Below are 15,617 nucleotides of genomic sequence, written 5' to 3' on the forward strand. Positions count from 1 at the left end.
TTTCGCACGTGCGAAATCCGCTGGTAAATTGCCCTTAAATCAGCAGCCGTAATTGCGGCCAGGCTCTGCTCCGTGCCCTCTCCGACCTGTAAAAGAGGGACTACCGTCTGGTAGAAGGCGGTGTAGTCAAATGAGGTGAAGGCGTTTTCCTCGCCCCCGGTTTCGGCGACCGCCTTGTCGAACTCCTCGGCCTTGTGCGTCTTTGTGCCCTTGAACATTAGATGCTCCAGAAAGTGAGCGATGCCGGACTTTACCGAAGGGCCGTCCGCCGCTCCCGCTCTATACCAGACCATCTGGGTGACGATCGGGATCCTGTGATCAGGGATGACGACTACCTCAATACCGTTCTGAAGAACAAAATCGGACATCGCGGAGTCTTGTATCCTGTCCTTAAAGGCCATTGCGTCCCAGACCAGCAACAGAGCCAGGCTAGTCCCAAGCGCTATCATGATGGAGCTTGTTTTCTGTTTCATAAAATGCCTGACCCTACCGATGGGATTGTCCTCTGTTAGCTCTCTAAAGTGGCCTCTTAGCGCTTGAAAGAACGGCGATATAAAACGACGTCATGTGTGCGGGCCGGTTGGGTAGAGCCTTTTCAGGTGGCCGACCCCTCGCTTCGTCTCCGTTTTATCCCAGCTGAAGGGGCGCTTGCGATGGTCTTCCTCTACCTTGCGCGTGCCTCCCCACGGCGCCGCGCATCAATTCCGCCCGTGGCTCTGCAGTAGTATCCCGCGTAGCTATTTTGCGCGTCGGTGCTCTCGATTTTGCATGAAAGAAGCAACTCTTGGGCCAAGAGAGCTTGTTCCCTCGTTTGAGCTCTTTGACTTGGTTAGAAGGCAACAGTACTGCAGCGGTCAGATCCCGTTTGTCCGGACCGCGACATTCCCGACAGAGTGTGTGGGGCTGGCCCGAACTTCGCGCCTCGTGGCAAAAGAGCTTTTGTTGGTGTTGTAAGCGACCACACCACACGAAGACGATTTATCCTCGGCAACTCCCGAAGCGTTCCGAAGCGAACAAGCCACCTTCGGTGTAGGAAAGCATGACAGGGGCACCGCAGGTAAGGCGTCCTACGTCTACATGGCGCCCGTAACAGGCAAAGATGTACGCATTGCCTCGTCGAAACTGTTCCCGAATATTCAACCGTTGCCTCACATAAATTGCTCCCTACCGAGGGGTATGAACAGGGGCGACTATGGGACAGCTGAGCATGGCGACGAGGAAAGAACTGACGGCGGCGGTTTCGGAGCGCTATCGTGCTTCGACGCGAACGGAGAAGGCGAGAATTCTGGATGAATTCGTCGTCATCACGGGCTTTCACCGCAAGCACGCGATGCGGCTGCTGCGGCGCCACAGCGGCGGAGTCAGAGGGCCGACGTCACGTGGAAACGGATCGAGCAGTTAGCCACCGACTACCTACCCAAGCCTTGCATCCTTGATCCATGGCCAAATGTACGCTTCGCCGTCAATCACCCGAGGTAAGAGCCACGTGCGGGAAACCCGCCCGCGTGGATCTGTGCGGGGGGCGCTCAGTAATAGGCGTCCCTACCGCGATATCACGTATTGCCGCACGTAACGATGCTCCCCGAGGTTTGAACGTTGCCTCATCCACTTTGCTCCCGACTTGGAGCAAAGGTCGGGCACGAAGATGGCAGGGGTTTCGCAGCGCCCGGCCTCCTTCGCGAGCTCCTGGAAATGCAGCTTATTAGGCGCCGTGCCGCCGCGAAAACGCAGCTCGGCGGACAGGAGATCGTCATCGAAGATATCGATGAGTGCGCGGCAGATGATGAGATCCTGCTCGACCTGACGCTGATCCGCCCATGGAACGATGCTCCCCACGCAACAATGTTCTGAGCGGGGATCATTCGTCGATCTCCGGCGAGCGGCGCACAATCACGTGCCAGCGATCGTCGCGCTCCTTCGGCGCCGGTGTGAATCCGGGGCGCGCGTCTCGTGTCGGTCGAGCTCCGTCTATGGCGCCGCGCCCGTCAGCGTAGGAGGTCAAGCGCCGTGAGGGCCGGAGATGATATTTTCATTCTGCCAGTATCCGTTTTGCGGTCCTCGATGCCCGCCTCCACTGCTGCAATGTCTTTGCGGTAGTAGAAGACGATCAGATTACGGCCTGCCTTGATCTTCGACATGCGTTTGGGCGTGACGATCTGGAATTCCATAACGGCCTGATGCGTGGCGTCCTGGTACATCGACGCGCTGATGCACCACGAACAGCAGCCCTACTATGTCGGCTTGCTGAAGGCGGAGCCGGCTGGCCGACGACCGCGTCATCGGGGCGATCATGAAAGGTGACAAGATCATGGTGATTGGACGGTAACCGGGAAGGCGAACGGCGCCCTGATACTCAGCCAAATGACCTGATATCGGGACACGTCACGGAGATTCTACTCGGCTGCGACCGCAGTCAGCTTTCCAGCGGTGGCGATCGCCTCCAGATCGTGCAATCGGACACCGGGACAAACTGAGCGCGCGATCTCGATGAGATGCCTATGGTGCGTCAGATAGACAACCTGTCCGCGCTGCGCCATCTCGGCGAACAGCCGGAAGGTCTCTTCAGCACGGAAATCGTCGAAGGACTCCATTATGTCGTCGGCCACGAATGGAACAGGCGGACGGCTTCCCAGAAACTCGTGGTAGCCTGCAACGCGGAGCGCCAAGTACAACTGGAAGCGAGCCCCCTTGGAGAGTTCGTTTGCGGCATTCGATCCACCGCTGGAGGAGACTGCGATCAGCACCTCGCCGTCCTGGCCGGGCTGCGCGGCGACGCCGCTGTAGGCGCCGCGACTGATCATGTTGAACGCTGCCGACGCGCGCGCCATCATGCCGCTGCGATGCCTTTCCCTGTACAGGCGAAGGGCTTGCTCGGCGGCAGCGACGCCGGCTCGCAGTTCCATGTACCGGCGCGCGGATTCCTCGATGTCGAGAAGAATGGTCCGGCGTTTCTCTTCAAGCTGCGCGACCCGCGCGTCGCCGCCGATCGCGTCCAGCGCGTCCTGGACTTTCGACCTCTGATGAAAGACTTCGCTGCATCGCTGATCCTGACCCGTAAGCACGGGCGTCAGGCGGGCAAGTTCACCTTCCAGGTCTTGCTTGTCCACTGAGGCGACAAGCTGCCGTAAAGCAGACATGTCCGCAACACCGCTGATTTGCAGCAATTCCTGCTCGAGACCGGAAATCGACCGCGAAAGCTCCTGACGCCGTTCGGCGATTTCCATTTGCGCCTCGACTTCGCCGAGTGTCGTCACGCCAAAAAAGGCAAACATTTCCAAAAGCCGTGCGTCGAGCACTTCCGTCGCGGCCTTTAGATCCGATTCTTCCTTGCGAGCGTCTTCAAGCTCCCCGCCCAGTTCTTCCCGACGTTCCTGGTTCAGGCCGGCGAGTCTGACGCGCTCGAATATGCGGTGCGCGAGTTCGCGTGGAGATCCCTCCGTCGGAATGCCAAGCTTCTCGCACAAGTCCAAGGCCCTCGCCTCGAACAGCGCCCTGTCCTTCTCCATCTTCTGGACCCGGTCGATCAGGCCGTCCCTGCTCTCGATCGCAGATGCCAGCTTTTCTAACGTGGAGAGAATTTCGCTCATCGCACCGGTGCCTGGGATCACGTCGAGTTCGCCCAGCCAGGAACTCTCGCAGATGAGCTTCCATTCCGACTGCCACGCCTCGGCTGCGAAAGACGCATCGGCAAGCGCCTGCTCGCGATCGACGCACTCGGCTTGCAATCGCCGCATCTGCGTCGCCTGACTGAAGGCCGAATTGAAATCGTTCACGGCGTCTTCTGCGGCCGCGACGAGCGCTGCTATGTCGGCGTCAGGATGGTATCCCACGTTCGCCGCGTCCATTGCCTCGATCAGTAGCCGTCTTGACCGACCGACACGATCGCGGACGTCGGCGATTTCCCGGTCGACATCGGCCAGTTCGTCCCTCGCCTTGAGAACGTCCTCTCTCTTTCGCAGCCAGTCCTCGAGCTCAAACGGGTCCGCCTCCAAACTGGATCCCGCGACAAGCGGGTCCAGCCTCGCAGTAATCTCGGACCGGATTTCTTCTTGCCGGTCCAGTGCCTCCCGTTGCGCGTGGCGCGCGGTCTCCACGTCCGTGCGAACCGCGGCATTGCGCTGAAGGAGCTGGTTGAGCTTGCCGATTTCCGAGAAGTGAAGGAGCCGCTGGGACACAAGGTGGTCGTCCGACTTCATCGCTTCTTCGAAGGCGTCGGCCGTCGCGTCGTCCATCGTCTTGCGGTGGGTGGCCCATGCTTCATCACGCAAAGCTCGACTGTCGGTGGAGTGCATCTCGTCGATCGCACTAACCAGACTGCGCACAGCATCTATCTCGGCGTCCAGTCTGCGGCCTTCCGGTTCAAGACGGTCAAGATCGGCGCGGGCCCTCCGGGCCTGCTCCGTCGCTAGCTTGAACGACGTCTTCCACTGCTCAAGCTTAACCGACGAGGGACATGCCATCGAAGACAGGTCTCCGATGGATCCGCGCCACGGCAGGAGGCGCGACAGCGTTTCGGCCAAGGCGACCGAAGCGGCGTCGCGACGCCGCGACAACGATCGAAGTGCGACCTCCTCGTCAGACCGCGGTATGGTCTTCACGGTGGCGGCCAGTTGTTCGTACGTCTTGACCTTATCGGGCGATAGGTCGGTGGTGGAGTTGCTGGCGCTTAGAACAGCTATCGCTCGCTCTACCTTCGCACACTCGTCCTTTGCGCTGGTCAGGCGGGCGTCGACGCCCGACTTGCCTTCCATCAACGCCCGAAGTGTACCAACCGTCGGCGCATCGAGGATAAGGCGAACGGGGGAAGCATCGCCCGGCCGCCCCAACTGAACCAGTATGCTCTCGATTGAAAGCTCGGCAGCTCTGGCAGAGAGCTTGGGAATGTCATTCTCGGCGGTAATGTACCGCGGCTGAAGATCCGACAGTTCGGCCACGCGTGCCGAAAGCTCCAATGCCACCGGGTCTGGAGCCAGTTTCTCCGCCTCACGCTCGATCTCTGCGATCGAGCGGGCGATCTGCTCAAGCTTCACACGGTATTCGATTTCGCTGCTTCGAAGTCCGGGGAGCTCGCCGCACCAGGATGACGGCGGCACCGGGACCTCTTCCGTCTGGGAGAACTCTCCCTTCAAGGTCGAGAGCCTGGCCATAGGAGAAAGCGCAGCGAGTATCCGCCTTACATCGTCCATCCGCCTCTGGGTCGCTGCTCGCTGCTCCAACGCGTCTTCATGAAGCCGCGAGAGATGCGCGCGCTCGGACGACAAGCGCTGAAAATCACTTACCCGAAGGTCGAGCGCTGCGCGCTGCTCCTTAAGGGTGGTCAACTCTGTCTTGAAGTCGGCGAGCGCGCCGCTGCGGGCGCGGTAGCGGTAGAAGACGTCTGCCTCTCCGCGGATAGACGACAATTGCCGGCTCAGGTCCGAAAGGCCGGCGCTAGCGGAGAACAGCAGCTCGCCGAGGTCCCCCTTGCTGGCCAGGATTCCCTCCCCGCCCTTTTCCAACGTCTTTTCGTCAAGCGAGAACATCGTTGTGAAGGCGTCGCGGTCGATGCCGCCAAGATCGGTTCTGATCAGGGCGTCGGGCAGCGAACGGCCATCGGAATCGAGCAGACTGTTCTGCGGCCGCTTGATCCGGACGAACTCGCGACTTTCTCCCGCAATTTCGATGTTGGCGCCGATCCTCATGGTTGGATAAGGATGCAGGAATCCGTACTTGCTTGACGTACCGATCCCGAAAATCAGGTCCAGGATGGCGTCGAACGTGGTCGACTTGCCGGCTTCGTTTGGCCCGTAGATGACATGAAGGTCCGGCGTCCCTCGACCCGGCTCCCCGAAATCGATGACGCTGTCCGTAAACTTGCCGTAGCGAGTAAGGTCGAGACGGTTGATCCGCATCAATCTACCTCGCCGCCACTACGAAGACGGGCCATCACGTTGACCGAGCCCTCGCGGGCGAAGAGCGCAAGGCTTTCTGTGAACGCTTTCTCATCCGTGCCGAAGATGTCCCGAAGTTCGGCGGGAAGCTGGCCGCGAAGTTCTTCCGCGATCGCCCGAACCTCCTGCTGATATTCCAGAGATGCGCCGACTTCGCTTTCGATGATCATGGAGAGTTCGTCCAAGGCGCCCGATCCGGCGCCCGGACGTTCTGGCGCGGTGCAGGACGTCTGCACCTTGTCGATCCAGACGTTCCCGCTAATGGAGCCGCGCGATTCTAGTTCGGTATGCAGAAGATCAAGATCCCTTCTGATGCGCCATGCGAGCTCGTTCACACCTCTGAGCTGAATGCGGGCTACCAGGTGGTCCGCCGTCACGGACGATCGCAGGGCGTCGAGGTGGGAGGACAAGTCGCCGACCATCGCCTTCCAATCGGCGGCGCCGGAGACGTCGATCGACAGTCTCTCGAACTGCGCCACGCTTGTCTGCCTCTCCTCTATGACGATCGACCGGTCATCGTTGACCGTAACGAGAGAAACGCTTTTCGGGCCGTCCTCGTTGACGTCGCGCCCTTGCGGCATGCCCGGCATCACGATTGCCGATGAACCGTTCTCAACGACTGACCGTCTATGGATATGCCCCAGCGCCCAGTAGTGAAATCCGCTCTGCTGTAGATCGGCAACGCCACATGGCGCGTAGAGATCGTGTCCGACGGAACCCCCAAGACTCGTATGCATGACACCGATGTTGAAGGCATCCGGCACTGGGAGGGTATAGTGCCGAAGCAGACTTTCCGGAGCGTGCGGCTTCGCGAAGCTTAAACCGTGGACAGCCACCGGGAAATGACCGTCGCCCCGCTCCATGACGACCGTCTCCGCGGTCTGGCCGAACACCTTCACCGTATCGGGCATGACCAGTTCAGCAGTGATCCTCGACAGGGCGTCGTGATTTCCTCGGATGATAAAGGTCTTTATTCCCGCCTCGTGCAGGCGTCGAAGCTGCTCCGCCAGGAAGCGGGCCGTCTTCATCGAAGTCTGGTCGCCGTCGTAGAGGTCACCTGCCAGCACAAGCGCATCGACCTTCTCTTCGAGACATAGGTCTATCACCCGGACGAAGGCTCGCCGGGTCGCGAGCCCGATCAGCTCCGAAAGGTCGGCGTTCCGCAACGCAAGCGTCTTCAGGGGTGAATCTAGATGAACATCTGCCGTGTGGACGAATCGAAAAACCAAGGTCGGTCCTCTTCCAGTCTGTCCGATGGATAAAACAGGAGGATAAAGAACGCCAGCATCAATTCATGATTTGTTCTTTTTCCACAGGATCGCTGCTCACCGGAAGCCAGATCAGGACGACCGCATGCGGCGGCCTGCTCGGGGTGCTTTCCTAGTCCTGCGTCGGGCGAACACGAATCCTATGACGAGGAGCACAATGACGACGACATAGCCTGAATGGTCCGCTCTCTTGCTCGAAGGTTCCTTCGACGCGGTTTCGTTGGGCGTCCGCGGTGTCTGCTGCGACGAAGTTGCAGGCTCAGCCGACGAGACATCGGACTGAAGCGCGACTGACGAGGCCGCAGGTGCGGCGGCGGTTGCCCGCGGAGTGACGGTGGGCTCCGTCTCAGCCACCGAGAACGAAAAGAGCGCCTTCAGCGAATCCTGGGTCACTACGCCCGATGGCGCGAGCCCGTGGGCGCGTTGAAATCCCTTCAACGCTGCGACAGACTTCGTTCCCCAGATACCGTCGGGCGTGCCGGCGTCGTATCCTTGCTCGGCAAGCGCCTTCTGAACATCGCGGACCGGTCGGATTTCCGCGAGTGCCGCGCCTGCAGACATCGTGCAGAAGATGCACGCGGCCAGTACCGCCGCGTAGCTTGCCTGAAAAATCATCCTGCCGCCGCCCCAATCAAGACGCGTCCCTATACAGTCGCCACTGCGATGGTTCTTGCGCTTGGCGTCTTTCGGCCCAGCTTTCCTATTCCCTCGAAGCAAAGTCAAAATAAATTTGGATCAACTTCAGCGATAATATTTTGGAATCATCGCAACCCAGCTATATCAGTAGCTCCTGGTTGCTCGTTCGGGCTGATATTCGTGACAATAGACATTGCGCCGATCTTCCGGCCCTATCTCGACGAAGCCATCGCACGCTTCTCTTATCTGCATCCTGACGTGGAAATCGCGACCACCGAGGAAGGCGTTGCACTGAGCAATTCCGATACGGGACTGATTGCCGAATTCCGGTATACGCTCTATCGCCAAAAGATCCATCGCGAGACCGACACGCTTCGCCGGGCGGTGATCGAAAGACTGCTGCGATGAACGTGATGCCGCTGAAGTTCCGGCCGGTGGGCGAGCAGGAATTCATCTTCTGCAACGACGCCGGCGGGTTCTTCCGGTCGAACGGAGCGTTCCTCGAACGCTACGTCCATGGCGACATGACTGCCGAGGACCGGGCCTTCCTCAAAACGAATGGGCACGCCTTCGATAACGTCAGCGACCTCGCGTACAACGCGTTCAGCTATCGATGGGCGAAGCGTCTTCACGCCCCTGCCGACCTCGACTACGTCATCCTCGTGCCGACGCTTCGCTGCAATCTCGCTTGTGCCTACTGCCAGGTCAGCCGCGTCAACGAAAACGCGCCCGGTCACGATTGGGACGCGGCGACGCTCCAGGCCGTCCTTCGCTGGCTCGACGGGCTGTCGACGAAGGCGATCAAGATCGAATTCCAAGGCGGCGAGCCTCTCCTTCGCCTGGATGTCTTGCAGGAGGTCCGCGACTTCGCGCGGCAGCGGTTCGACAAGGCGCAGTTCGTCGTCTGCACCAATCTCCAGGACGTTAGCGAGGCGGCCTGGGACTTCCTGTCGTCGGAAGATACCTTCGTCAGCACGTCGCTCGATCCCACCCGCGCGCTTCACGAACGCCACAGGACTTCGGCCGCCGCCGCAACAGAGCAGTTTCTCCGGAACCTTGCCCGCGCGACGAACGACGGGCCGGATCGCGTCTCGGCGCTGCCGACCTTCGATCTCGATGCCCTCCCCGATCCCCGCGAAGTCATCGACACCTACGCCTGCTTCGGCTTCCGATCGATATACCTGCGACCCGTCAATCATCAGGGCTTTGCCCGGAAACGCTTCCGGACGCGAGACATCAGCGCCGTCTGGAACGCCTATGTGCGCCGCTTCGTCATGACCCTCGTCGAATATAACGCGACGTCGGAGCGCCCGATGGAGGAGTTCTATTTCTCCCACTGTCTGCGGCGCATCGTGCGTGGCGGCCATGATGGCCACGTGGACCTCCGGAACCCCAACATTGTTGGGAGAGACTACGTGGTGGTCGACCACGACGGTTCGTTCTATCCGACCGACGAGGCACGCATGATAACCCGGCTGGGGCAGATCGACCTGCGCATGGGCGACGTTCATACGGGAATGGACTGCACGGTTGTCGACGCCCTGAACGCGGAAGCGCTCAACCTCTTCGATCCGGACTGCGTGCACTGTCCCTATCAGGCCTACTGCGGCGTCGACCTCATCGACGACCTTTCCAGATACGGGCGGATCGACCTGCCCCGTCACCTTACCGATTTCTGCCAGAGGCACACGGCGCTCTTCGATCTGGCTTTCGAACTGCTCTATTCCGACGATCCAAAGGTACGAAGATCGATCGCCCTCTGGTCCGGTCTTGATGAAATGGACCCTGAACTGACGAAGGTTCACCAATGATCGAGCTCCGCATCAAGGTCGATCCGTTTCCTCTCGTGGAACCTCTTGTGGTCAGGCTACGGGACGCGGCAAGCGGTCCAGGTCCGAACGACGCCGTCCTGATCGGCATGGAGGGATCGCGGCGGGAATACGATTTCCAGGGCTTCTCTCTGGCGCTCCATGCGGCGAGTGATCTCAAGCTCGACAACGACGTGATCATGATCGTGCCAGGACAAGCAAGCGCCCGGCGCCTGCTCAGAGCGGATTCGCAGCACAACACGTTCCTGGTCACCGAACAGTGCGACCAGTTGTGCCTCATGTGTTCGCAGCCTCCCAAGAAGCAGCATGTCGATCTGTTTTCCGAACTGGAGACCGCCGCGTCCCTAGCGCCGTCGAACGCCTACATCGGCCTGTCGGGAGGCGAGCCTCTCCTTCACAAGAGGAAGCTCTTCGACATGTTGTTGTCGCTGTCGAAGACGCGGCCCGACCTGATGTTTCATATCCTTACGAACGGCCAGCACTTCGGAGAAGAAGACATCGACACTTTGCAGGAGATCGGCGTCGAACGGATCCTGTGGGGAATTCCTCTTTATGCCGCAAATGCCGACGGCCACGATGCCATCGTCAAGAAAACAGGCGCCTTCGACCGGCTGCCCAAATCCTTCTCCATCCTGTTCGAATCCGGGGCCGCCATCGAGCTTCGAACCGTCGTCATGCAGCAGAATTACGACGAGCTGCCGGCACTGGCTGGGTTCGTCGGCACTGCCCTGCCCTTCCTCGAGCGCTGGGCTATCATGCAGCTTGAAAACATCGGCTTTGGCCGGATGAACTGGGATTCGAGCTTCAAGGACACCTCCACGGACTTTGGCAATGTCGCGCGCGCCATCAACATCGCCACGGCGCGAGATGTTCCAGTCCAGCTCTATAACTTTCCGCTGTGCTCGGTTCCGGCCCGCTACCGCCACCTGGCGCCGGCGTCGATCTCCGACTGGAAGAACAAGCAAGAACCCTTCTGCGCAGACTGCTCGTCGAGGCAGCGATGCGGAGGCTTCTTCGAATGGTATGACCACAAGAAAGGGTTCAGGGGGCTGGGACCGATATGAAACGACGCGTATTTCTCATTCCGTCGCTGCTCGCAGCAGGTTTCCTGCCGGCAAAGACCGACGCCATGCCGCTCGACCCGATCGTCAAGAAGCCCGACCCTCATTCGATCCTCGAGCGGCTCAAGATTCGGCATCTGTATTCGCTCGCCGGACACCGGTCCCATTCGAGCCATAGCTCCCACAGCTCGCATTCCAGCCACAGATCGGGCAGCGGTGGCGGCTATCTGCCGAGTACGTCCTACGCGAGCCCATCCTACAGCGATCCCTCGCCAGCTCCCGCACCACTCTATGCCGCCCCGACCTATTCGGCACCGCCTGTGCAATCACCGGTTCCGGACCCCGCTCCTGTCGCGCCGCGGCAGGCGGCACCCGTCAAGACGCTTCCGGGAAACTCGAACAAGTTCCGACAGGTCGTAATTCAGGTGCAATCGGGACTGACGGCTTATGGCTACTATGCCGGCGCACTGACCGGAGTCGTCGACAAAGAGACGCGCGCCGCCCTGAGCCAGATGCAGCAGGACAATAATCTCAAGGTGACCGGCACGATAACGGCCGAGGTATTGGATGCGTTCGGCATCGCGGTGCAGTAGCCCCGGACCCGGCCATGCTGACGAGTCCGAACGCCATGTTAGCAAGCGGTTCGCCCTCGTGAAACTGCTTGTAGATCCCGATCAGGCCGGCCTCTATTCAGGCTAGGGTGGCGCCTTCGATGAGCCTCCGTTACTATAAAATGGAGGCTCACATGCCCGCAGTGGCGGAAATGCTAAAGGTGAGCGAGGCTGCCGTTGTCTCGCGCGTGAGCCTGCGCGACGTCAATCGCGTCATCGACGAACACATCTTGCCGGGCGCGTTCGTTTCGCTAGACAGCGGTCGTCATGTCCTGGCCGGAGCCTGCTCGCTCATCGCGCTTTACTTCGAAAGCGCCCGCCACCTTACCTCGGAAGAACGCTTGTTTACCATCCGGACGGCAGAGGCCCGGCTCGCAAGCGCTCGCAGCCTTCCGTGGTCCGCCCTACTGCGTGAAGACTGGACCGTGCACCACGAGTTTCTGACGATCGATCTCATGCCCTTTATGAGGGGCGCGCGCGAACGGCTGGACGACCTCGCCGCGGCGCGAGAAGCCATGGCATCATCGCCCGACATCCTTGGTGGGACGCCGGTCATTCGTGGCACCCGCATTCCTGTCTATGATGTTGCCGCGTCCACAGCGGCAGGCGCTTCGACGGAACGCATTCTCGAAACGTGGCCTAACCTCGATGCAGAAAAGATCAGGCTCGCGACGATCTACGCGGAAGCCAATCCTTTGCGTGGACGTCCGCGTGTCTTCAGCGACCTTCACGAAGGATCGGTCATCCTCACGGATCGTTGCGTTCCCCACCGCGGTAGGCGAGATGAAGTTCCTGATTGATGAGTGCCTCAGTCCTGAACTGGCCAAGATGGCGTTGGAAAAAGGTTATGGTGAAACGAGCCATGCCGTTTGAACGAAACTCCGGTACGCCTTGCCGAAAGCGTAGCAGCGTGCGAGGGAAACTAAATCTTAGCCGGGCAGCGCGAATAGACCGTCTTTACAAGCGTTGTGTGGCAAGCCCTAACCTTCTCGATTGCGCACTTGACGACGCACCGCTAAGCAAAGAGGGTGTGATACACGAAAACGTGCAATGTGCGTCCGAGGACTAAAATGACAAATGGGGCCGAGAGACGTCGCCAAATGGTGGAGCGCGCTCAAAAGACGGGTTACGTTCCTTCGAAGATCATCGAGGACGAATTTGGGGTCGATAGCTCGACGATCCGGCGTGATCTCGCTCGTCTTGAAGCCGAGGGACTTATCATCCGTACCCAGGGCGGTTTCCTGCCAATCGAGACTAAGGAAGGGTTTGACTATCCTTATGAACCAAGACGAAAATTTCGCTCATCGGTCAAAGGGCAGCTCGGACAATACGCTGCGGGCCTGGTGAAGGATGGTCAGACTGTCCTCGTCGATAGCGGCTCGACCACATGGCACGTGGCAAATAGCCTCAAATCCAGGCAGAACCTGACCGTGATCACAAACGATCTTCAGATCGCAATGTTGCTCTCGGAATGCAGCAACATCAACTTGCACGTCACGGGCGGCGTACAGGTCGATACAGTCTATACGCTCGTCGGCCCCAACACGGTCGACTACATCAGTAAAATTCACGTCGACATCGCTTTCATCGGTGCCGAAGCCGTGGAGGCAGAGCTTGGCTTGAGCAATGTCAACGTCATCGAGGTGCCGGTGAAGCAGGCAATGATCCGCGCAGCCGATTGCGCCGTGCTTGTTGCCGATAGCTCAAAGCTCGGAAAACGGTCCCTTGCCCGGGTCTGCGGTATAGACGAGCTTTCGCAAATTATTACCGACAGTCGGATCGACGCGGAACAGCGCAAGGCCTTCGGCAAAAAGCTCCAAATCGTCGAACTGTAATACGTCGCTGGGCCTCCAGGGCAACCGAGCCGCCGCACTTGCGTTGGGAAAGCGGTTTGCGGGGATTGCTTATTTCGCAGACACGCTTCTCCCCCTCCCCTAGCTTCGGAGCTGCGATTACTTTGCGATATCCTCCGGGTTTGAGCAGAGGCTTATCGTTGCTAGATAGTGCACACTATCGTGCATTTATTGCTTGACTGCACACTATCGTGCATGCTTGATAGTAGCAACGAGATTTCGATCAATCGTTCCGGAGAGGCGAAGTGACAAAAGACAAGTTGAAACTGGGCGTGGTTGGTTGCGGCCGTATTGCCCAGGCGGCGCATTTTCCTGCAGTCCAAAAGGCAAGCAATGTCGAGCTGGCAGCGGTATTCGATCCAAGTGCACTGCTTGCCAAGGGCGCGGGTATGCGGCTTGGCGTTCCCGCCTATACCGAGCAGCAGGATTTTCTGAACGCCGACCTCGACGCCGTGCTGATTGCTATCCCTGACCGGTTCCACGTGCCGGTCTCCATCGCCGCCCTCCAGGCCGGCAAGCATGTTCTTGTCGAAAAGCCGGTCGCCGTAACCGCGTCGGAAGCGGAAACATTGATCGACGTTCTCGGCAAAACCGGCCTCCAGTTGCAGGTCGGCAGCATGAAGCGGTTTGATCCGGGCATTGCTCGCGCACGGCAAGTCATCGCCGCAGGCGACATTGGCCGGATCTTGAGTGCGCGTTGCTGGTATCGCGTGATGTCGGAGCTGCGTCCACCCGTCGAGGCAACCTTGTTTCCGGCCATGCTGGTCGATCAAGACGTGCGAAGCCGCGAGACGGCGCTCAAAGCTGCCAACCGGAAGACACATCTTCTGGCGACTCATGGGATCCATACTTTCGATCTGATGCGCTTCCTTCTCGGCGACTTTACAGTGTCGGCAGCAACTATGGCGGTCGACGGCGCCGATCACTCCTGGCACGGCATTGCAACAACGGAGGCCGGTGCTGCTGCATCTTTCGAAGTAACGGCAAGTGTTCATGCCGAATGGACTGAAGGCTTCCAGGTCTACGGCAGCAAGGGACATATCAGCGCCGAGATCCCTTTTCCCTTCTCACGCGCAGCCAGCAAGGTTCGCATTTTCCGAGCCGAGAACTCCAGCTACGAGGAACCGATCTTCGGCGATACGGACGCCTACAAGCTGCAGGTGGAAGCCTTTGCGGCAGCACTCCTCAACGGCCAGCCGGTTCAGCCGACAGCGCTTGATGGCCTAAAGGCGCTCGAAATCGTGGAGTCCGTCAATTTGCTCGCCGCTCGTGCCGAGCCTGATCATCGCAAGTCGGCATGATCGCCATGGGCAGCTCCTCCAAGGCGATTGCCGTGATCGGGAATGTTCAAGCCGACCTGGTAATGCGGCCGGTGGCAGCCTTGCCTCCCCCCGGCGAAGAGCGGTTCGTCGAGGACGTCAGCTTCCGACCCGGGGGCAGCGGCGGCATAACCGGGATGGTGCTTGCGGCAGCCGGAGCGCCAGTTCGACTGTTCGGATCATTAGGTAATGATCCGATCGGTGCGGTTATCCGTTCGATGCTCGCCGCGGTTGGGGTGCAAACTTCCGACATCACGTCGGTCGAGCAGCCGACTAGCATCACGGTGGCGCTGGAGGCAGCTGACAGGGAGCGGTCTTTTCTTACGTCGCGGGGTCATATGGAGACCTTCTCGAAGAGGGATCTCTCAGATGATGCGATGACAGCGCCGATCACGCTTCTGACCGGCTTCTTCACGACCCCGGCCCTTCAGCCCGACGTAGCCGAGCTCGCCAGGCAAGCGCGTCAGAATGGCAGCATCGTATTGTTCGACCCTGGCTCCGACCAGGCCGGCTGGTCAGGATCCGTCCGCGACATGCTCCTTGCTGTGATCCAGGAGTGCCACTGCTTTCTGCCAAACGAGGCGGAGCTACTGGCCCTAACCGGGCACGAGGACGTGATCGAGGCGTTGGAGGAAATGCGGCAAAGCTTCGCCGGAGCGGTGGTCGTGAAGATGGGCGCGAAAGGCTGCCTGGTTTCCGCAAGCACCAACGCTGCCGCCGTCGAGATCCGGTGTGTTCCGATTGAGGGGCCGGATACGACTGGCGCGGGAGACAGTTTCAACGCAGGCTTTGCGCTCGGATTATCCCGCGGACGAGACTGGGCCGGGTCAGCTCGACTTGGGACCGCGATTGCCTCAGCGGTCTTGAAGCAGCCGGCAATGCGGCGCTATCTCACACCTCAGGATCTTGAGAGGCTTGATGAGCCGCCCGGTCATGATGGGAACCAGGTCAAGAATTCTGCGCTGTTGTAGGATCCCTAACGCGGGCTGTACCAGCAGCTCGCCCTCCCGGGGGGATGGCGCGTCACCCGGCTCGCCATCCCTCTTCGCAAACATCGAAATATTGAACCTAGCAGGGTGACCCGAAACTTGAACACCGCCTTGACTCACC

13 protein-coding genes and 2 pseudogenes are annotated in these 15,617 nt (G+C 59.8%); 10 read left to right on the plus strand and 5 right to left on the minus strand.

The window, feature by feature from the left end; translation table 11 throughout:
• Window positions 1-95 precede the first annotated feature (95 nt).
• Window positions 96-401 (minus strand): annotated as a pseudogene (locus tag AS026_RS42960) (M16 family metallopeptidase); the annotation flags it as partial.
• Between the two features lie 791 nt (window positions 402-1,192).
• Between AS026_RS42960 and AS026_RS03505 the strand changes: the two are divergent.
• Window positions 1,193-1,381 (plus strand): annotated as a pseudogene (locus AS026_RS03505) (ISNCY family transposase); the annotation flags it as partial.
• Window positions 1,382-1,692: 311 nt separating this feature from the next.
• On the plus strand, window positions 1,693-1,851 hold the full coding sequence (locus AS026_RS44125) for a hypothetical protein (protein ID WP_155951254.1): 159 nt from the start codon (window positions 1,693-1,695) through the stop codon (window positions 1,849-1,851).
• Window positions 1,852-1,985: 134 nt separating this feature from the next.
• Here the strand turns inward: AS026_RS44125 and AS026_RS03515 are convergent, their stop codons facing one another.
• From AS026_RS03515 to AS026_RS03530, 4 genes are all read right to left on the minus strand, one after another.
• A complete protein-coding gene (locus AS026_RS03515; protein WP_028747001.1) occupies window positions 1,986-2,198 on the minus strand; it encodes a type IV toxin-antitoxin system AbiEi family antitoxin domain-containing protein in 213 nt (70 codons plus the stop codon).
• A 195-nt stretch (window positions 2,199-2,393) separates the two neighbouring features.
• On the minus strand, window positions 2,394-5,891 hold the full coding sequence (locus tag AS026_RS03520; RefSeq protein WP_007539724.1) for an ATP-binding protein: 3,498 nt from the start codon (window positions 5,889-5,891) through the stop codon (window positions 2,394-2,396).
• Window positions 5,891-7,159, minus strand: coding sequence for a metallophosphoesterase family protein (locus AS026_RS03525; RefSeq protein WP_028747002.1), 1,269 nt, complete (start codon window positions 7,157-7,159; stop codon window positions 5,891-5,893). Before AS026_RS03525 ends, AS026_RS03520 begins: the two co-directional genes overlap by 1 nt.
• A gap of 111 nt (window positions 7,160-7,270) precedes the next feature.
• On the minus strand, window positions 7,271-7,813 hold the full coding sequence (locus AS026_RS03530) for a peptidoglycan-binding domain-containing protein (protein ID WP_007539721.1): 543 nt from the start codon (window positions 7,811-7,813) through the stop codon (window positions 7,271-7,273).
• Window positions 7,814-8,014: 201 nt separating this feature from the next.
• Here AS026_RS03530 and AS026_RS03535 point away from each other — a divergent pair, with 201 nt between their 5' ends.
• From AS026_RS03535 to AS026_RS03570, 8 genes are all read left to right on the plus strand, one after another.
• Window positions 8,015-8,242, plus strand: a complete 228-nt coding sequence (locus tag AS026_RS03535; protein WP_028747003.1) for a hypothetical protein — start codon at window positions 8,015-8,017, stop codon at window positions 8,240-8,242.
• A complete protein-coding gene (gene hxsB / locus AS026_RS03540) occupies window positions 8,239-9,645 on the plus strand; it encodes a His-Xaa-Ser system radical SAM maturase HxsB (protein WP_007539717.1) in 1,407 nt (468 codons plus the stop codon). The genes AS026_RS03535 and hxsB overlap by 4 nt, the downstream gene beginning before the upstream one ends.
• On the plus strand, window positions 9,642-10,727 hold the full coding sequence (gene hxsC / locus AS026_RS03545) for a His-Xaa-Ser system radical SAM maturase HxsC (protein WP_007539715.1): 1,086 nt from the start codon (window positions 9,642-9,644) through the stop codon (window positions 10,725-10,727). The genes hxsB and hxsC overlap by 4 nt, the downstream gene beginning before the upstream one ends.
• Complete coding sequence (hxsA, locus tag AS026_RS03550) at window positions 10,724-11,317, plus strand: His-Xaa-Ser repeat protein HxsA (RefSeq protein ID WP_007539714.1); 594 nt, start codon at window positions 10,724-10,726, stop codon at window positions 11,315-11,317. Before hxsC ends, hxsA begins: the two co-directional genes overlap by 4 nt.
• A gap of 152 nt (window positions 11,318-11,469) precedes the next feature.
• On the plus strand, window positions 11,470-12,135 hold the full coding sequence (locus AS026_RS03555; protein ID WP_007539712.1) for a DUF433 domain-containing protein: 666 nt from the start codon (window positions 11,470-11,472) through the stop codon (window positions 12,133-12,135).
• A 270-nt stretch (window positions 12,136-12,405) separates the two neighbouring features.
• Window positions 12,406-13,170, plus strand: a complete 765-nt coding sequence (locus AS026_RS03560; protein WP_007539709.1) for a DeoR/GlpR family DNA-binding transcription regulator — start codon at window positions 12,406-12,408, stop codon at window positions 13,168-13,170.
• A gap of 263 nt (window positions 13,171-13,433) precedes the next feature.
• Complete coding sequence (locus AS026_RS03565) at window positions 13,434-14,489, plus strand: Gfo/Idh/MocA family protein (RefSeq protein ID WP_007539707.1); 1,056 nt, start codon at window positions 13,434-13,436, stop codon at window positions 14,487-14,489.
• Window positions 14,486-15,478, plus strand: coding sequence for a carbohydrate kinase family protein (locus AS026_RS03570; protein WP_007539704.1), 993 nt, complete (start codon window positions 14,486-14,488; stop codon window positions 15,476-15,478). Before AS026_RS03565 ends, AS026_RS03570 begins: the two co-directional genes overlap by 4 nt.
• Window positions 15,479-15,617: the final 139 nt, after the last annotated feature.

This window comes from Rhizobium altiplani, assembly GCF_001542405.1.
Classification (GTDB): domain Bacteria; phylum Pseudomonadota; class Alphaproteobacteria; order Rhizobiales; family Rhizobiaceae; genus Rhizobium; species Rhizobium altiplani.